The organism is Streptomyces luteolus (genome assembly GCF_029968015.1).
Classification (GTDB): Bacteria; Actinomycetota; Actinomycetes; order Streptomycetales; family Streptomycetaceae; genus Streptomyces; species Streptomyces luteolus.
Map to the genome: position 1 here is coordinate 12,959 of NZ_JASCIS010000048.1, position 18,287 is coordinate 31,245.

The window sequence follows — 18,287 nt, forward strand, 5'->3', positions numbered from 1 at the left end:
TTCCCGGCTCTTTGGGCCCCCGTCACGCACCGTCGTGGCGGGGGCTCCTGCTGTTCCCCACCCCGACCCTTCCCGAAAGACTGCCGCCGGCTCCCGGGGCTCCGCCCCGGACCCCGTATCGCGCTGAGGCGCTCGTCCTCAAACGCCGGACGGGCTGAAAGATGCGGGCGAGGCCGCTAAATTCAGCCCCTCCGGCGTTTGAGATGGGGGTCCCCCCTGCTCGAGCGAAGCCGAGAGCTTGGGGGAGGGGGTCCGGGGGCGGAGCCCCCGAAGCGCCGCAGCCACGCGGCGCCAGCCGCATATCGGGCACAGCCGGGAAGGGGCGGGGAGGGGAAGAAAAAGTCCCGCACCCCCCAACCAGGGGTGCGGGACAGGAGACCGAAGCGGCAGCGCTAGCGCAGGCGGGCCATGAGGGCGTGCTCGACCAGGGTGATCAGCGCCGATTTGGCGTCCGCGCGGTGGCGGGCGTCGGTGGTGATGATGGGGGTGTCGGGGCCGATCTGGAGGGCCTCGCGGACCTCGTCGGGCTGGTAGGGCTGGTGTCCGTCGAAGCCGTTCAACGCGATGACGAACGGGAGGCCGGAGTTCTCGAAATAGTCGACGGCGGGGAAGCAGTCCGCCAGGCGGCGGGTGTCGACCAGCACCACCGCCCCGATCGCGCCGCGCACCAGGTCGTCCCACATGAACCAGAACCGGTCCTGACCGGGCGTACCGAAGAGGTACAGGATCAGGTCCTGGTCGAGGGTGATGCGGCCGAAGTCCATGGCCACCGTGGTGGTGGTCTTGTCGCCGGTGTGCGTCAGGTCGTCGATGCCCGCCGACGCCGACGTCATCACAGCTTCCGTGCGCAGCGGGTTGATCTCCGAGACGGCGCCGACGAACGTGGTCTTACCCACGCCGAAGCCGCCCGCCACCACGATCTTCGCGCTGGTGGTAGAGCGGGCTGCACCGCCGCTAGAGCTTGCGAAGTCCACTGAGCACCCTTTCGAGCAGTGTCACATCTGGCTGTCCGCCGGCGTTCTCGTCGCCGCCGGGCTGGTGGATGGCCACGAGTCCGGCTTCCGCGAGGTCCGCGACCAGGATCCGGGCCACCCCGAGGGGGATGGAGAGCAGTGCCGAGATCTCCGCGACGGACTTGATCTCCCGGCACAGGTTGCAGATCCGCTGGTGCTCGGGGAGCTGTCCCTGAAGCTGGTGCGGCTGCGCCGTGGTGTGCACCAGCGCCTCGATGGCGAGCTGGTACCGCGGCCTGGTGCGTCCGCCCGTCATGGCGTACGGACGCACGAGCGGGTTGTGCGCACCCCCCGTCGGCTGCTGCTGCTCCGAGGGGCGCGGCTGCGGCTGCACGGGCTGGATGCGCGGCGACGCCTGCTGCTCGTACGGGGCGCGCGGCGCCGGAGGCCGCTGCTGGTCGTACGGCTGCTGGTGGCGCTGCGGGGGCGGTGCGTACGGCTGCTGCTGCCGACGGCTGGGCGCGGAGGGGAAGTTGTAGCGGTTGGGCGTGCCGTCGCCGCCCTGGCCGCCCTGGGCCTGGCCGTATGACCAGTTGGCCGAAGACGAACCCTCTGGGGGTGTTGCGCCACTTGCCACGTGCTTCCTCCTCCGACTGTGCCGGGCATCCATCAATGTGGTGCCGCGCCCCGAACTTTAAGGCCACGGGACGCGAATACGCACTGCCTGTCTGCTAGTTGAGAACTAGTTGAGAAGGCTTCCCTGAAGCTCGGCACGCAGGTCGGGGGTGAGCACGGTGCCCGCCCGGTCGACCAGAAGCGCCATCTCGTACCCGATGAGACCGATGTCCGCTTCCGGGTGGGCGAGTACGGCCAGGGAGGAGCCGTCGGAAATGGACATGATGAAGAGAAATCCTCGCTCCATCTCCACAACTGTCTGATTCACGCTGCCGCCCTCGAAGATGCGGGACGCGCCCGCGGTCAACGAGGTCAGACCCGACGCGACGGCCGCCAGCTGATCGGCGCGGTCGCGGGGGAACCCTTCGGACATCGCCAGAAGGAGTCCGTCGGCGGAGACCACCACCGTGTGGGAAACACCGGGGGTGTTCTCCACGAAGTTGGTGATCAACCAGTTCAGGTTCTGCGCCGCCTGGCTCATCGGGCTCACACTAACGCTCCTGGTTGTAGTTGCCACCAGGACCACTGTGTTCATTTCCAGTGGCCTGGCCGTTCGAGTCGTCGCTGCCCGCGTCACGTCCCCGCTGGATGCCGCGGCGCAGGTTGCTCAGCCTGCCACGCACGTCCTCGGGGGCGCGGGAGACCTGGGGTCCGCCCTGCGGGGTCTGCTCCGCCGTGCCCTCGACCAGGTTGGCCTTCGGGACCCGGCGCGGCAGCCCCGACGAGGTGACGCCGCCGGCCCTGGGCTGCCGGAGCTGCTCGGCGCGCTGCCAGCGCTCGTCGTTGGCGGAACGCCAATCGTCGTCGCCGGCACCGCTGCCGTCCGCTCCTGCGGGTGCGTTCTCCGCCTGCGGCGAAGGGGCAGTGGTGTCCTGGACCGGCCCCGGCGTCCACACGTCGCCCGTCGCGTTCCGGTGGCCGTTGCTCGCGGGCGTGCTGCCGCGGCGCGGCAGGCCCGCGTCGGTCAGCTCGTGCGCGGAGGAAGGGGCAGGTCCCTGACGGTCGAAGCCTACGCGCTCAGGGTCCGCTTGAGGAGCGCTGGGACCAGATTCCGGTTCCGGCTCGTAGCTGTTCCCGAAGGCGTCCGTCGCGGGGCCCTGCTGCTGCCAACCGCCCTGCTGAGGTTGGCCGTTGTAGTTGGCGTATGCGTCCTGGGCGGTGTTCTGCGGGGTGCCCTGGCCGTCGAAGCCGGATTCCGGGTACGCGGATTCCGGATAGCCGTCGTAGCCGCCGCCCTGGGCCGCGTAGCCCTGCTCGTAGCCGCCCTGCTCGTAGCCGTCCTGCCGCGCGTACGGGTCCTGCTGCTCGTAGCCCTGCTCGTAGCCGCTCTGGTGCTCGTACGCGGCCTGCTGGTCGTCGTACGCGCCCTGCTGCTCGTAGGACTGCTCGGGGCGGCCGCCCTGGTCGCCCTGGTCGTACGGGTGCGGGGAGACCTCGTCGCGGTAGAGCGGGCGCTCGCCCTGGGAGTCGAGCGCGGCTCGGCGCTCCTCGCGGTGCAGGGAGCGGCCCACCGGGTCGAGCGAGGCGTTGCCCTCGTCGTAGCGGCTGTCGTCGAAGCCGAGCTCGGCGGCCGTGCGCAGCGGCGGGGCCTCGTACGCGGGCGCCTGCTGCTGCTCGGGCACGATCCGGGAGACCGTGAACTCGCTCTCCGGCAGGTCGGAGCCACCGCCACCGTGGGTGATGGCGTCCGGGAGCATGACGAGCGAGGTCGTGCCCGCCTGCTCGCCGGAGGGGCGCAGCTGGACGCGGATGCCGTGCCGGTCGGAGAGCCGGCCGACCACGAACAGGCCCATGCGCTGGGAGATCGCGGCGTCCACGGTCGGCGGGTTGGCCAGCTTGTGGTTGATGTCCGCGAAGTCCTCGGCGGTGAGGCCGATGCCCTTGTCGTGGATCTCGATCATGACGCGACCGTCGGGGAGACGGGTGGCGGTCACCCGGACCTTGGTCTGCGGCGACGAGAACGTCGTCGCGTTCTCCAGGAGCTCGGCGAGCAGGTGCACGAGGTCGGTCACGGCACGGCCGTGGATCTCTGCCTCGGGGACGCCGGACAGCTCGATGCGCTCGTACTGCTCCACCTCGGAGGAGGCGGCGCGGAGCACGTCGACCAGCGGGACCGGCTGGTCCCAGCGGCGGCCGGGCTCCTCGCCGGCGAGCACCAGGAGGTTCTCGCCGTTGCGGCGCATACGGGTCGCGAGGTGGTCCAGGCGGAAGAGGTTCTCCAGCTGGTCCGGGTCGGCCTCGTTGTTCTCCAGGTCGGTGATCAGGGTCAACTGGCCCTCGATCAGCGACTGGTTGCGGCGCGACAGGTTGGTGAAGATCGCGTTGACGTTGCCCCGGAGCAGGGCCTGCTCGGCGGCGAGCCGGACGGCCTCGCGGTGCACCTGGTCGAAGGCGCGGGCGACCTCGCCGATCTCGTCCTGCGTGTTGATCGGGATGGGCTGGACGCGGGTGTCGACCCGGCCCGGCTCGGTGCGGGAGAGCTGGTCGACCAGCATCGGCAGGCGCTGCTCGGCGATACCGAAGGCGGCGGTGCGCAGGCGACGCATGCTGTTGCTCATCTGGCGGGCCATGAGGCCGGCGACGATGAACGCGGCGAGCACGGCGGCGAGCACGATGGCGCCGTTGATGTAGGCGTCCCGCTCGGCGTCGTCGGCGATCGTGGCGGACTCGGCGACCGCCTTGTCGATCAGCTGGGTCTCGATCTCGCGGTAGCCGTCGAACTTGGCGGTGGTGACGGCGAACCAGGCCTCGGGCGTGACGCCCTGCGCGCGCAGCGTCGACGGCTTCGCACCGCTGCCGATCAGTTTGATCATCTTCTCGGGCGAGGGCGGCGGGGTGAACTCCTGGCCGTTCGCGCGGGCTTCCTTCGCGGCGGCGGCGAGCTTCTTCTTGCCCTCGTCCTGCTTGCCGCGCAGTACGGACTTGAGGTCCTCGTAGTCCTGCTCGGTACCGGCGGAGACGTACTCGCCGATGGCGATGTTCTCCAGGTACGCGTACGAGCTGAACGCCGTGGACTGCGCTTCCAGCGTCGCGCGCTCGGAGCTCGGGCGGACGATCAGGTGGGTGCCGATGGAGCGCTGCAGGGAGACGGCGGCCTTGGCGAGCGAGACGGCGTAGACGGTACGGCCGTAGCTGGTGATGTTGCCGGTGCCGAGGCCGAGCTCGTTGGCGAACTCCATCAGGGAGTGCTGGACGGTGACGTAACCCTCTTCGGTCTTCACCGGGTCCATGGCGCGGGTGTAGGCCGACTTGCGCAGGTCCGTCAGCTTGGACTCGTTCTCCTTGAAGAGCGCGAGGCGCCGCTCAAGGCCCTGCTTCTCCGGCATGTCCGCGACGGCCTCGTCGAAGGCGGCCTTCGCGGCGTCCGTGGCGTCGCGGGCCTTGTCGACGGTGCCGTTGGTGCCCTTGCCGCTCAGCAGCGGGGCGGCGGACAGGTCGCGTTCGTTCAGCAGCGCCTGGCCGTAGTTCTCGGCGGCGCGCACGATGAGCGCGGTCTTCTCCGCGTCCTCGGCCTCGCTCCACGTGTCAATGGAGCCCTTGACCTGAAGAGTGCCCATCACGATGGCGACGAGCACGGGTATGAGGAGAATCGCGTTCAGACGTGTGGGTACACGCCAGTTGCGGGGCGAGAACTTGCTGCCGCTGCCGCTGCCGCTGCCGGTGGGCGCCGCGTCGGCCCCCGGCACCGGCACCGGCACCGGCGCCGGCGCGGGTGCTACAGCTCCGCGCGACGGCGGGGTGAAGTTGCCCCGCTCCTGCGGCTCGGGGCTGTTCTTGCTTCGCCTCACTCGACCAACAACCTCTCGGCGAGGGCACCTGCATCGTGCCGCTTCGTCTTCACACCCGTATTGCTACTGGGCAGTTCAGCGAATTTCAGCACGTCAGCGGCGGCTCCTCCAAACAGTGGGGAGAGCTTGATTTCGGTGACCTGAACCTCAGATAAAACGGGCATAAAGATAAAGCCCCGGCAAAAGGGGGGCACAATATGAGCGCAGCGGTACCGCGTGAATGCGAGCTGTGTCGACGGCAGCGGAATTCTCTGTCGAAACGTTATGAACACCCGGGCGGGCCGTGTCAAAGGACACAGCCCGCTCCGTCACGCCTACGACAACTTCCTTGCGCCGTATCCGACTTGAGGCGTAGGCGTTATCGCAGCCGGGCCATGAGGGCGTGCTCGACCAGGGTGATCAGCGCCGATTTGGCGTCCGCGCGGTGGCGGGCGTCGGTGGTGATGATGGGGGTGTCGGGGCCGATCTGGAGGGCCTCGCGGACCTCGTCGGGCTGGTAGGGCTGGTGTCCGTCGAAGCCGTTGAGGGCGATGACGAACGGGAGGCCGGAGTTCTCGAAGTAGTCGACGGCGGGGAAGCAGTCCGCCAGGCGGCGGGTGTCGACCAGCACCACCGCCCCGATCGCGCCGCGCACCAGGTCGTCCCACATGAACCAGAACCGGTCCTGACCGGGCGTACCGAAGAGGTACAGGATCAGGTCCTGGTCGAGGGTGATGCGGCCGAAGTCCATGGCCACCGTGGTGGTGGTCTTGTCGCCGGTGTGCGTCAGGTCGTCGATGCCTGCCGAGGCCGACGTCATGACGGCCTCCGTGCGCAGCGGGTTGATCTCCGAGACGGCGCCGACGAACGTGGTCTTGCCCACGCCGAAGCCGCCCGCCACCACGATCTTCGCGGATGTGGTGGAACGACCCGACGAGACCGGGTCGTTAGAGCTTGCGAAGTCCACTGAGCACCCTTTCGAGCAGTGTCACATCTGGCTGTCCGCCGGCGTTCTCGTCGCCGCCGGGCTGGTGGATGGCCACGAGTCCCGCCTCGGCGAGGTCCGCGACCAGGATCCGCGCCACCCCGAGTGGCATACCCAGGAGCGCGGACACCTCAGCCACCGACTTCACCTCACGGCAGAGGTGGCAGATCCGCTGGTGCTCGGGGAGCAGCCCCATCAGCTGGGCCGGGTCGGCCGTCGTGCTCACCAGCGCCTCGATGGCGAGCTGGTAGCGCGGCCGGGTCCGGCCACCGGTCATCGCGTACGGACGCACCAGTGGCTGGTCGCCCTCAGGCCCGTACGCGGAATGAGCTCCGTACGGGTCGTGAGCGGCGGTGGGCGGGGTCATGGATCCTCCGGGCTGGACAGCAAGTGGTCGGCTAGCCGTCTTCAAGTGGGCCGGTGGGGGACGGGCCGGACGGGTGGGCGGGGTGCGGTGCGCGCTCCTGGCTGGTGCGCTCCTGGCTGATGCGCACCTGACTGGTGCAGGCTCCTGGCTAGTGCAGCAGGCTCCCCTGGAGCTCGGCGCGCAGATCCGGGGTGAGCACGCTGCCCGCCCGGTCGACGAGCAGGGCCATCTCGTATCCGACGAGGCCGATGTCGCACTCGGGGTGCGCCAGTACGGCCAGCGAGGAGCCGTCGGAGACGGACATGATGAAGAGGAAGCCGCGCTCCATCTCCACCACGGTCTGGTTGACCGGGCCGCCCTCGAAGATGCGGGACGCGCCCGCCGTGAGGGAGGTCAGGCCGGAGGCGACCGCCGCCAGCTGGTCGGCGCGGTCACGCGGGAAACCTTCGGACATCGCGAGCAGCAGACCGTCGGCCGACACCACCACCGTGTGGGACACCCCTGGGGTGTTGTCCACGAAGTTGGTGATCAACCAGTTCAGATTCTGCGCCGCCTGGCTCGGACTCAACTAACGCTCCTGCTGGTGAGAGGGGCTGCGGAAACCGCCGGTCTGGCCGGTGCCGGCCTCGCGGCCCTGCTGGATGCCGCGGCGGAGGTTAGTCAGCCGGCCGCGCACTTCGTCGGGCGAGCGCGACACCTGCGGGCCGCCCTGCTGTTGTTGCTGCTGCTGTGCCGTACCGGCCACGAGGTTCGCCCGCGGCACGCGGCGCGGCAGGCCGGAGGTGGTGACCCCGCCCGCCGAAGGCTGCTTGACGCGCTCGGCCTGACGGACCAGCTCGTCGTTGGGGGACTGGCGCCAGTTGGCGGGCGCACCCGGAGGCGCGGGCGGCATCGGCGGGGCCTGCGGCTCGGGGGGCAGGCCCGGAGCGGCGGGACGGCCACCGTTCTGCGGCGGCTCCTGCGCGGCCTGGTGAGCCTGGGCCTGCTGGGCCTGCTGGGCCTGCTGGGCCTGTGCCTGCTGTGCCTGGGCCTGCTGCTGGCGCTCCTGCTGCTGCCCGTGGAACCAGTTGGTCTCCAGGGTGTCGTACAGCGGCGTACGACCGTAGCCCGGAGGCAGTTCGACCGGGCCCGTCAGCTCGTCGGGGCGCTCCTGCTGGGGCTGCTGCGGCTGTTGGGGCTGCTGCGGGGCCGGGTGCTGCTGCGGCGGGCGCGGTGCCTGGTGCTCGCCGGTGTCCCGGGCGCCGTTGCGCGCACCGCCGCCGAGCGGTGCCTGCGGCAGCTCGGGACGCGCGAACTGGCCGGTGGAACCGGGGCCGCCCGCGCGGTGCGCGTCCGGTCCCGGCTGCTGCGGTACGGAGTACGGGCCGGTGGCGTCGGGACGCGGGGCGTCGAAGTCGGGGCGGGCGAACTCGGCGGTGGAGCCCGGTCCTTGACGGTCGCCCTGCTGGTCGTCGGGCTCGATCCGGGCGAGCTGCGCGGTGGAGTCGACGGGCGGCGCCGAGTCGTGCTGCTCGCGCGCGGCGTCGACGGAGGGGCGCGGGTCCTGCTTGGCGCCCCAGGAGCTGGTCTGCGGCTGCGGGTTGCCGCCGGGCAGCTCGGCCCGCGGTCCACCGCGCGGCGGCAGCTGCGGCCGGTCGGCCTCGGGACGGCCCTGCCCCTGATCCCCCCGCTGCCGCGGCGGTACGGGAGCACCACCGGCGGGACCGGAAGGCTGAGCGCCACCGGCGGGACCGGAAGGCTGAGCGCCACCGGCGGGACCGGAAGGCTGGGCACCACCGGCGGCACCGGAAGGCTGAGCGGCACGCGGTCCGCCGAAGACGTCGGAACGCTGACCGCCGTTGAGCGCGTCACCCACACCGGGTCGGCCCTGCGGGTCGGCCGGACGGTCCTGCGGCGCACCGGCACCGGGACGCGACGGCAGCCCGCCGGACACCTGCGGAGCACGCGGCGCACCACCCTGCGGCTGCCCGGCACCCGGGCCCTGACCGGCGCCGGGGCCGGGGCCCTGGCCCTGGCCCAGGCCCTGACCCTGACCGGCACCCGGCCGCCCCTGGTCCTGCCCCGGACCGTTGCCCCGGCTGGGCAACGCGGCGCGCGGACTCGACCCGGCCATCAGGCCGCCCTGTCCGTGTCCGGTCCCCGGCGTGGCACCGAGGCGGCCACCGGCTGCACCGCCCTGTCCGCCACGGCGCGCGGCGGCGACACCCGCGGCGGCCTGGGCCGCGGCGGGACCGCCGGACGGCGCGGGCGCACCGGCCTTGCTCGGCACCTTCTTGCCGCCCTGGGCGACATCGACGGGCAGCATGACGAGCGCCGTCGTACCACCGGAGTCGGAGGGGCGGAGCTGGATGCGGATGCCGTGGCGCTGCGAGAGGCGGCCGACCACGAACAGACCCATGCGGCGGGAGACCGAGACGTCCACGGTGGGCGGCGAGGCGAGCCGCTCGTTGATCGCGGCGAGGTCCTCGGGGGAGAGGCCGATGCCGGTGTCGTGGATCTCGATCAGCACACGGCCGTCGGGCAGCGCGTGACCGGTGACCTTGACCTTGGTCTGCGGCGAGGAGAACGAGGTGGCGTTCTCAAGGAGCTCGGCGAGCAGGTGCACGAGGTCGTTGACGACGCGGCCCGCGACCTCGGTGGTCGGCACGGCGGCCAGCTCGATCCGCTCGTACTGCTCCACCTCGGACGCGGCGGCGCGGAGCACGTCGACCAGCGGGACCGGGCGGGTCCAGCGACGGCCCGGCTCCTCACCGGCGAGGACGAGGAGGTTCTCACCGTTACGACGCATGCGGGTCGCGAGGTGGTCGAGCTTGAAGAGGGAGGAGAGCTGATCGGGATCGGCCTCGCGGGACTCCAGCTCGGAGATCAGGGACAGCTGACGCTGGATGAGGCCCTGGGAACGGCGCGAGAGGTTCGTGAACATCGCGTTGACGTTGCCCCGGAGCAGGGCCTGCTCGGCGGCGAGGCGGACGGCCTCGCGGTGCACGTCGTCGAAGGCGGTGGCCACCTGGCCGATCTCGTCCCGGGAGTGCACACCGACGGACTCGACGGAGGTGTCGACGTCCTGCGGGTCCGACTCGGAGAGCTGCTTGACCAGGTCGGGCAGGCGGTCCTGGGCGACCTTGGTCGCGGTGTCCTGAAGGCGCCGCAGCGAGCGGATCATGGACCGCGCCACGACGAACGCGCCGACCAGCGAGACGCCGAGGACGAGCAGGATCAGCGCACCGTTGATGATGGCCTCGCGCTGCGACTCGTCGCGCAGGTTGCGGGCCTCCTGCTCCATGTCGCTCAGCAGCGTCCGCTCGATCAGCGCCATCTGCCGCAGCTTGGTGGTGGCGGCGTCGTTCCAGTCGGTGTACGAGCGCTTCTCGCGGTTCTTCAGGCCGCTCGGGCTCTCCAGGACGCGGGCCGCGTAGTCGTTGGCGTCCTTGATCACGGCGTTGGAGTCGTCGAGCGGCTTCATCAGCTCGGCCGCGTTGCCGCCGGTGCCCTCGTACGAGCGCTGGAAGCTGTCGAGCTCGGCCTCCTCGTTGCGCAGGGCGGAGAGCGCGTAGAGGCGGTCGTTCTCGGAGAGCTTGCCGAAGTCGGTCTTGTTCGGCGGGAGCGCGGCGGAGATCACGGCGCGCTGGATCGACGCGTACTCCTTGGCGGACGAGAAGGCCGCGAGGGTACGGGTGCGCTGGATCATCTCCGGGTTGCTGGTGGCGAGCGCCATGTCCCGGGAGAGGCCGAGCAGCTGCTCGATCAGCTGGTTGTAGCTGGAGACGGTCTGCGCGGTCGGCAGGCCCTCCTTGTACGCGTCACGGCGGACGTCCTTGAGGACACGCAGCTGCGTGGAGATCTGCACGACGTTCTGGCGGATGCTGTCGATCGCCTGGTCGCCGCGGGCGTCGTCGATGTCCGAGGTGCCGTGCAGGAACGAGTCGCGAGCGCGGTCGGTCTTGCTGCGGGCGCCCTTGACGGCGAAGTCCGAGGCCTTGGCGCCGTGTGCGAGGGGGCCCGCCGACTGGTCGCGCTCGTCCTGGAGCGCGGCGGCCAGCTCGGTGGCCTGCTTCGTCATGTCGGTGAGCAGCCTCATCCGGTCCAGCTGCTCCATCTCGTCGACGGAGTCGCTGATGCGGATGGCGCCGAGCGAGGTCGCGGCGACCACGGGGAGCGCGAGCAGGGAGACGAGGCGCGTCGAGATGCGCCAGTTGCGCAGGGCTATTCGCGAGCCGGCCGAGGAGGGCTTCTTCGGACTCGCGGGGGCCGGGCCGCCACTGGACACACCGGTGCCCTTGCCGCGGCCGCCGCCGCCGGAGCCCGCGGCGTCGGGGGTTGAGGAGTTGCCGGGCACGGGGCCAGTCCCGCCGCGCAGCTCCGGCTCCGCCGCAGCGCTGCCTTCCCTCTTGAAACGTCCCTGCACTAGCGTCGCAACCTCTGGACCAGGCGCCCCGCCGCGCGAGCGGTGGGACGGTGTCGGCGTCATGGAACCCGTGCGGGCCCCTGGTGGTCGTGAGTGACCGGCGCGTCTCCCCCTCTCCCACCGCCACTCGACGCTGCGTTGCGCCCGTGCGCGCCGGTTCATACCTGCGGCGGTTCCCGGAATTCCAGCACAGTGCCGGATCTCCAACAAGCCCTGCTGCGGGGCTGTGACGTCTGTGACAGCCGGTGACGAGAGTGTTACGAGATGTCGAGCAACATCCCATCCATAACGGACTTTTCCTTGCGTACGGCTTACGCGTGGAGGGTGTCCCAGTCGCCATGATCGGGAGCGGAATCAGCGCTTCGGTGCCGGAATGTCTGTTCCGGTGGCGGCCGCAACTGGTCCGTTCTGCCTGCTTCGTCCGGCCTCTCGTGAGCAAACTCACATGAAGATCAAGGGGAGTTCCCGCCTTTGCGGGGAATTCAAATGTTTAGCCTGACGCTTTACAGGGATGGCTCAGCCGTCAACCCCCCGTCCACAGAGAGCACAAGAGGTCGAAGCCGCCGTGAAGACGACGATGATGTTCCGCAACATAGCCAACCCGCGGCGCACCACCCTGGCGCACCTGACGGACGCCGACGAACTGCAGGCCGCCCCCGAGCAGCCCGAGCAGCTCACCGACCTCGCCGAGCTCCCGACCAACACGGCCAACCCGCGCCGTACGGTCCTCATGGAGGCCCCCGTCACGGTGGCCGCGGAGTAATACCGCGAGGTCGCACCCCCTGAGCGCGTTAGCCTGGAGCGTCAGTCTCCAGGCACCGCAAGCAGAGGGGCCCGCATTCCGTGCGCATCGCCAGGTTCTCCATCGACGGCAACGTCGCCTTCGGCGCGGTCGAGGGCGACAGTTCCACCGCGACGGACGGCGAACTCGTCCTCGACATCATCAAGGGCATTCCGTACGCCGACTTCGAGCTCAGCGGCGTCAAGGTCCCGCTCAGCAAGGTCCGCCTGCTGCCCCCGGTGCTCGGCAACAAGATCGTCGCTTTCGGCCGGAACTACGCCGACCACGCCAAGGAGATGGGGGGCGAGGTCCCCGAGGCCCCCTTCGCCTTCTTCAAGCCGACCACCTCGATGATCGGCTCCGGCGACGCCATCGTGTACCCCGGCTTCACCGAGGAGCTCCACCACGAGGCGGAGCTCGCCGTCGTCATCGGCCGCATGTGCCGCGAGGTCCCGCGAGAACGCGTCAAGGACGTCATCTACGGCTACACCTGCGCCAACGACATCACCGCCCGCGACGTCCAGCGCCGCGAGAAGCAGTGGGCCAGGGCCAAGGGCTTCGACGGGGCCTGCCCCATCGGCCCCTGGGTGGAGACGGGCCTGGACATCGCCGCCGCGAGCGATCTGGCGATCCAGTGCACGGTCAACGGCGAACAACGCCAACTCGGCTCCACGAGCCAGATGATCCACTCCATCGAGGACCTGATCGTCAACGTCACCGAGGCGATGACCCTGCTCCCCGGAGACGTGATCCTCACCGGCACCCCCGCAGGAGTCGGCCCCCTCAACGTCGGCGACGAGGTCGCCGTCACCATCCAAGGCATCGGCACTCTCACCAACAAGGTGATCAAGCGTGGCTAAGTCCCCCAACGGCGCGGACGCGAACGTCCGCGTACGTTTCTGTCCCTCCCCGACCGGCAACCCCCACGTGGGCCTGGTCCGCACCGCCCTCTTCAACTGGGCCTACGCCCGGCACAACGGCGGCACCATGGTCTTCCGCATCGAGGACACCGACGCGGCCCGGGACTCCGAGGAGTCGTACGAGCAGCTCCTGGACTCGATGCGCTGGCTGGGCCTGACCTGGGACGAGGGACCGGAGGTGGGCGGCCCGCACGCCCCGTACCGCCAGTCGCAGCGCATGGACCTCTACAAGGACGTCGCGCAGCAGTTGATCGACGGCGGCTACGCCTACCCCTGCTACTGCACCACCGAGGAGCTGGACACCCGCCGCGAGGCCGCCCGCGCCGCCGGCAGGCCCTCCGGTTACGACGGCACCTGCCGCGTCCTCACCCCCGAGCAGAAGCGGGCCTTCGACGCCGAGGGCCGGACGTACATCGTCCGCTTCCGGATGCCCGACGAGCCGATCACCTTCACCGACGCCGTCCGCGGCGAGCTCACCTTCACCCCGGAGAACGTCCCGGACTACGGCATCGTCCGCGCCAACGGCGCCCCGCTGTACACCCTGGTGAACCCGGTCGACGACGCCCTCATGGGCATCACGCACGTGCTCCGCGGCGAGGACCTGCTCTCCTCCACCCCGCGCCAGATCGCCCTCTACAAGGCCCTGATCGAGCTCGGCGTCGCCAAGCAGGTCCCCACCTTCGGGCACCTGCCGTACGTCATGGGCGAGGGCAACAAGAAGCTGTCCAAGCGCGACCCGCAGGCCAGCCTCAACCTCTACCGCGAGCGCGGCTTCCTGCCCGAGGGACTGCTCAACTACCTGTCCCTGCTTGGCTGGTCGTTCTCCGCCGACCAGGACGTCTTCACGATCAAGGAGATGATCGAGAAGTTCGACCTGGCCGACGTCAACGCCAACCCGGCCCGCTTCGACCTCAAGAAGGCCGAGGCGATCAACGCCGACCACATCCGCATGCTGGACGTGAAGGACTTCGCCGCGGCCTGCGAGCCCTGGCTCAAGGCCCCGCACGCCAACTGGGCCCCCGAGGACTTCGACCAGGCCAAGTGGGAGGCCATCGCCCCGCACGCGCAGACCCGCCTCACGGTCCTCTCCGACATCACGGCCAACGTCGACTTCCTCTTCCTGAAGGAGCCGGTCGAGGACGAGGCGAGCTGGACCAAGGCCATGGGCAAGGGCGACCCGGTCGCCCTCCTCACCACCGCCCGCGCCAAGCTGGAGACCGCCGACTGGACCTCCCCCGAGGCCCTCAAGGAGGCCGTCCTGGCCGCCGGCGAGGAGCACGGCCTCAAGCTCGGCAAGGCCCAGGCCCCCGTCCGCGTAGCCGTCACCGGCCGCACGGTCGGCCTGCCCCTCTTCGAGTCCCTGGAGATCCTGGGCAAGGAGAAGTCCCTGACCCGCATCGACGCGGCACTGGCGAAGCTCGCCTAAATCCAGCCTCTCCGGCGTTTGAGGAGCGGGGTCCGGGGCGGAGCCCCGGATACGGGAAGGGGCGGGGTGGGGAACGAAATCCCCACCCCGCCCCTTCACCGTACTGTCGCCCCATGCCTATCCGAGCCGTCCTCTGGGACATCGACGACACGATCTTCGACTACGCCACCGCGGACACGGCCGGCATGCGGGCCCACCTCGAAGCCGAAGGCGCCCTCGCGCGCTACGGCACCGCCGCCGAGGCCCTGGCCCGCTGGAAGGCCACCACCGAACGCCACTGGGCCCGCTTCAGCACCGGTGAAGCGGACTTCCTCACCCAGCGCCGCGACCGCGTACGCGACTTCCTGGACCAGCCGGCCCTCACCGACACCGAGTCCGACGCCTGGTTCCACCGTTACATGCGTCACTACGAAGCCGCCTGGGCCCTCTTCCCCGACACGCTCCCCACCCTCGACGCCCTCGCCGACGGCTACCGGCACGCCGTTCTCTCCAACTCCCACGCCGACGCGCAGGAGCGGAAGCTGCGCCTCCTCGGCGTACGCGACCGCTTCGAGGCGCTGCTCTGCGCGGCTCAACTCGGCGTCGCCAAGCCCGCACCCGAGGCCTTCCACGCGGCCTGCACGACCCTCGCCCTCGACCCTGCCGAGGTCGCGTATGTGGGTGACCAGCCGGAGATCGACGCCCGCGGCGCCCACGACGCCGGGCTGCTCGGGATCTGGCTCGACCGCAGCGGGGCCGAGCATCCGAGCGCCGAAGTCCCGCCCGGCGTACGGCGGATCACCGGGCTCGCTCAGCTGCCCGGTCTGCTGGCCGGGGATACCCGTTTTGGAGCGCCGTCCACCTTCGGGTAATGTTCTTCCTGCGCCGCCCGCCGGACCAGCGGTCCGAACGGAAAGCGCAAGCCGAACAAAGCTCCCCACGGGGGTTGCGTTTTGGTGGCCTATGGTGTAATTGGCAGCACGACTGATTCTGGTTCAGTTAGTCTAGGTTCGAGTCCTGGTAGGCCAGCTCGCAGAGCTCATCTGCAAAGCCCCCGTTGTGTAGCGGCCTAGCACGCTGCCCTCTCAAGGCAGTAGCGCCGGTTCGAATCCGGTCGGGGGTACAGATCCTTCCCGCGGGAACAGATCGGGTCGCACCCACTGTTCCTGATGCAGGATCGCTAGGGCCCCCGTTGTGTAGCGGCCTAGCACGCCGCCCTCTCAAGGCGGTAGCGCCGGTTCGAATCCGGTCGGGGGTACCAACTGGTCTAGACAACCAGTGGCCTATGGTGTAATTGGCAGCACGACTGATTCTGGTTCAGTTAGTTTAGGTTCGAGTCCTGGTAGGCCAGCTGATCACGTGGAAACACGCGATCATGCCCCCGTTGTGTAGCGGCCTAGCACGCCGCCCTCTCAAGGCGGTAGCGCCGGTTCGAATCCGGTCGGGGGTACGCAGCGAAGAGGCCCTCCGCAGAAATGCGGAGGGCCTCTCGCGTATGAGCAACTGCCGTGCAACCTGGGTGAGCAACTGCCGTGCAAACTGCGGCCGTTCGCGTGCGAAGACGCCAACTCCCGGAGCATGACAGGCCGTTGTGGTGGCGCACGATGGACGGTTCGTGCGCCCGGGCGACCGGACCCGCCGCGGCGTTGAGGCGGATCCGGCCTTACGTACAAGGTCCGGCCTTACGTACAAGGGGAGTTCAGCCGGTGCGGCGCAGCGCCTCGGAGAGGCGGCCCGCCGCGTCGATCACGGCCTGGGCGTGCATCCGGCCCGGGTGCCGCGTCAGCCGCTCGATCGGTCCGGAGACCGAGACAGCGGCGACCACGCGGTTCGACGGGCCGCGCACCGGCGCCGACACCGAGGCCACACCCGGCTCGCGCTCGCCGATCGACTGGGCCCAGCCGCGGCGCCGTACGCCGGACAGGGCCGTGGCCGTGAAGCGGGCGCCCTGGAGGCCGCGGTGCAGGCGCTCCGGCTCCTCCCAGGCCATCAGGATCTGCGCCGACGAGCCGGCCTTCATGGTGAGCGTCGAGCCCACCGGGACGGTGTCCCTCAGGCCCGAGAGGCGCTCCGCCGCGGCGACGCAGATGCGCATGTCGCCCTGGCGGCGGTAGAGCTGCGCGCTCTCGCCGGTCACGTCACGGAGATGGGTCAGAACCGGGCCCGCCGTGGCGAGCAGGCGGTCCTCGCCGGCCGCGGCCGCCAGTTCGGCGAGCCGCGGACCGAGGATGAACCGGCCCTGCATGTCCCTCGCCACCATGCGGTGGTGCTCGAGGGCCACAGCGAGACGATGTGCAGTAGGTCGTGCGAGCCCGGTGGCCGCGACCAGACCCGCGAGGGTGGCCGGACCGGACTCCAGGGCGCCCAGGACAAGGGCTGCCTTGTCCAGGACGCCTACGCCGCTAGAGTTGTCCATGCGTCGATACTCGCGTCTCACTCTGTGAAACGCAAGTTCAATTTCCCAGGGAACTTGTCACCCTGTAAGCACAGCGGCCCGCAGACCAACGGGCCCAGCGGACCACGTTCGGTACGAGGGGTACGGGCGTTGCCGCTCACATCTCTAGTTGTGGCCGGGCACAATCTGCCGGCCGGAGGGAAAGCGATGGGTAGGACACTCGCGGAGAAGGTCTGGGACGACCACGTCGTCCGGCGCGCCGAGGGCGAGCCCGACCTCCTCTTCATCGATCTGCACCTGCTGCACGAGGTGACCAGCCCGCAGGCCTTCGACGGCCTCCGCAAGACCGGCCGCCAGGTGCGCAGGCTCGACCTGACCATCGCCACCGAGGACCACAACACCCCCACCCTCGACATCGACAAGCCCATCGCCGACCCGGTCTCCCGGGCCCAGCTGGAGACGCTGCGCAAGAACTGCGCGGACTTCGGCGTACGGCTGCACCCGCTGGGTGACGTCGAGCAGGGCGTCGTCCACGTGGTGGGACCGCAGCTGGGACTGACCCAGCCCGGCACCACCGTGGTCTGCGGTGACTCGCACACCTCCACGCACGGCGCCTTCGGCGCTCTGGCGTTCGGCATCGGCACCTCGCAGGTCGAGCACGTGCTGGCCACGCAGACGCTGCCGCTGGCCCGCCCCAAGACCATGGCCATCACCGTCGACGGCGAACTCCCCGAGGGCGTAACGGCGAAGGACCTGATCCTCGCGATCATCGCGAAGATCGGCACCGGCGGCGGTCAGGGCTACATCCTGGAATACCGCGGCCCCGCCATCGAGAAGCTCTCGATGGAGGCCCGGATGACCATCTGCAACATGTCGATCGAGGCCGGTGCCCGCGCGGGCATGATCGCCCCCGACGAGACCACCTTCGACTACATCAAGGGCCGCGCGCACGCCCCGCAGGGCGCGGACTGGGACGAGGCCGTCGCGTACTGGAGGACCCTGAAGTCGGACGACGACGCGGTCTTCGACGCCGAGGTCGTCATCGACGCCGATTCGCTGGCGCCCTTCGTGACTTGGGGCACCAACCCCGGTCAGGGCGCTCCGCTGTCGGCCGACGTCCCCGACCCCGCTTCGTACGAAGACGCTTCGGAGCGCTATGCCGCCGAGAAGGCCCTGGAATACATGGGGCTCACAGCCGGGCAGCCGCTGCGTGACATCAAGGTCGACACCGTCTTCGTCGGCTCCTGCACCAACGGCCGTATCGAGGACCTGCGCGCCGCCGCCGAGATCGTCAAGGGCCGCAAAGTCGCCGACGGCGTACGGATGCTGGTCGTTCCCGGCTCCGCCCGGGTCGGCCTGCAGGCCGTCGAGGAGGGCCTGGACCAGGTGTTCAAGGCCGCCGGCGCCGAATGGCGGCACGCGGGCTGCTCGATGTGCCTCGGCATGAACCCCGACCAACTGGCACCCGGCGAGCGCTCCGCGTCCACCTCCAACCGCAACTTCGAAGGCCGGCAGGGCAAGGGCGGTCGTACGCACCTGGTCTCTCCGCAGGTCGCAGCCGCCACCGCGGTCACCGGCCACCTGGCCGCCCCCGCCGACCTGACCGACGCCCCGACGCCCGCTGGAGTCTGAAC

The 18,287-nt window shown here is 70.1% G+C and carries 14 protein-coding genes and 5 tRNA genes; 10 read left to right on the forward strand and 9 right to left on the reverse strand.

Annotated elements, in window-relative coordinates:
• Positions 1 to 392 precede the first annotated feature (392 nt).
• The 8 genes from QIT00_RS31970 to QIT00_RS32005 form a co-directional block, all read right to left on the reverse strand.
• On the reverse strand, positions 393 to 974 hold the full coding sequence (locus QIT00_RS31970; RefSeq protein WP_282538961.1) for a GTP-binding protein: 582 nt from the start codon (positions 972 to 974) through the stop codon (positions 393 to 395).
• Positions 955 to 1,590, reverse strand: a complete 636-nt coding sequence (locus tag QIT00_RS31975; RefSeq protein ID WP_408909895.1) for a DUF742 domain-containing protein — start codon at positions 1,588 to 1,590, stop codon at positions 955 to 957. Before QIT00_RS31975 ends, QIT00_RS31970 begins: the two co-directional genes overlap by 20 nt.
• A 105-nt stretch (positions 1,591 to 1,695) precedes the next feature.
• Positions 1,696 to 2,109, reverse strand: coding sequence for a roadblock/LC7 domain-containing protein (locus tag QIT00_RS31980; protein ID WP_055421938.1), 414 nt, complete (start codon positions 2,107 to 2,109; stop codon positions 1,696 to 1,698).
• Positions 2,110 to 2,119: 10 nt separating this feature from the next.
• Positions 2,120 to 5,416: a nitrate- and nitrite sensing domain-containing protein gene (locus QIT00_RS31985; protein WP_282538963.1), complete on the reverse strand. Its 3,297-nt coding sequence runs from the start codon at positions 5,414 to 5,416 to the stop codon at positions 2,120 to 2,122.
• Between the two features lie 358 nt (positions 5,417 to 5,774).
• On the reverse strand, positions 5,775 to 6,362 hold the full coding sequence (locus QIT00_RS31990; protein WP_282538964.1) for a GTP-binding protein: 588 nt from the start codon (positions 6,360 to 6,362) through the stop codon (positions 5,775 to 5,777).
• Positions 6,343 to 6,747, reverse strand: coding sequence for a DUF742 domain-containing protein (locus QIT00_RS31995; protein WP_282538965.1), 405 nt, complete (start codon positions 6,745 to 6,747; stop codon positions 6,343 to 6,345). The genes QIT00_RS31990 and QIT00_RS31995 overlap by 20 nt, the downstream gene beginning before the upstream one ends.
• Before the next feature lie 148 nt (positions 6,748 to 6,895).
• On the reverse strand, positions 6,896 to 7,315 hold the full coding sequence (locus QIT00_RS32000; protein WP_282538966.1) for a roadblock/LC7 domain-containing protein: 420 nt from the start codon (positions 7,313 to 7,315) through the stop codon (positions 6,896 to 6,898).
• The gene (locus QIT00_RS32005) at positions 7,316 to 11,152 is read right to left on the reverse strand and encodes a sensor histidine kinase (protein WP_282538967.1); all 3,837 of its coding nucleotides are present in this window, start codon (positions 11,150 to 11,152) and stop codon (positions 7,316 to 7,318) included.
• Positions 11,153 to 11,717: 565 nt separating this feature from the next.
• Between QIT00_RS32005 and QIT00_RS32010 the strand changes: the two genes are divergently transcribed.
• From QIT00_RS32010 to QIT00_RS32050, 9 genes are all read left to right on the forward strand, one after another.
• Positions 11,718 to 11,915 carry a hypothetical protein gene (locus QIT00_RS32010; RefSeq protein WP_282538968.1) on the forward strand — a complete coding sequence of 66 codons (198 nt, stop codon included), beginning with the start codon at positions 11,718 to 11,720 and terminating at the stop codon, positions 11,913 to 11,915.
• Positions 11,916 to 11,995: 80 nt separating this feature from the next.
• A complete protein-coding gene (locus QIT00_RS32015; RefSeq protein ID WP_282538969.1) occupies positions 11,996 to 12,793 on the forward strand; it encodes a fumarylacetoacetate hydrolase family protein in 798 nt (265 codons plus the stop codon).
• Positions 12,786 to 14,279, forward strand: a complete 1,494-nt coding sequence (gene gltX, locus QIT00_RS32020) for a glutamate--tRNA ligase (RefSeq protein WP_282538970.1) — start codon at positions 12,786 to 12,788, stop codon at positions 14,277 to 14,279. Before QIT00_RS32015 ends, gltX begins: the two co-directional genes overlap by 8 nt.
• A 113-nt stretch (positions 14,280 to 14,392) precedes the next feature.
• The gene (locus tag QIT00_RS32025; protein WP_282538971.1) at positions 14,393 to 15,130 is read left to right on the forward strand and encodes an HAD family hydrolase; all 738 of its coding nucleotides are present in this window, start codon (positions 14,393 to 14,395) and stop codon (positions 15,128 to 15,130) included.
• Between the two features lie 85 nt (positions 15,131 to 15,215).
• Positions 15,216 to 15,287 (forward strand) — tRNA-Gln (locus QIT00_RS32030).
• 21 nt (positions 15,288 to 15,308) lie between these two features.
• Positions 15,309 to 15,381: transfer RNA gene (locus QIT00_RS32035), tRNA-Glu, on the forward strand.
• 62 nt (positions 15,382 to 15,443) lie between these two features.
• Positions 15,444 to 15,519 (forward strand) — tRNA-Glu (locus QIT00_RS32040).
• An 18-nt stretch (positions 15,520 to 15,537) separates the two neighbouring features.
• A tRNA-Gln gene (locus tag QIT00_RS32045) sits at positions 15,538 to 15,609 on the forward strand.
• Between the two features lie 26 nt (positions 15,610 to 15,635).
• A tRNA-Glu gene (locus QIT00_RS32050) sits at positions 15,636 to 15,708 on the forward strand.
• A gap of 249 nt (positions 15,709 to 15,957) precedes the next feature.
• Here the strand turns inward: QIT00_RS32050 and ndgR are convergent.
• The gene (gene ndgR / locus QIT00_RS32055; protein WP_055552755.1) at positions 15,958 to 16,674 is read right to left on the reverse strand and encodes an IclR family transcriptional regulator NdgR; all 717 of its coding nucleotides are present in this window, start codon (positions 16,672 to 16,674) and stop codon (positions 15,958 to 15,960) included.
• A 186-nt stretch (positions 16,675 to 16,860) separates the two neighbouring features.
• On the opposite strand from ndgR, the gene leuC reads away from it, so the two are divergent.
• The gene (gene leuC / locus QIT00_RS32060) at positions 16,861 to 18,285 is read left to right on the forward strand and encodes a 3-isopropylmalate dehydratase large subunit (protein WP_282538972.1); all 1,425 of its coding nucleotides are present in this window, start codon (positions 16,861 to 16,863) and stop codon (positions 18,283 to 18,285) included.
• The last annotated feature ends 2 nt before the right edge of the window (positions 18,286 to 18,287 follow it).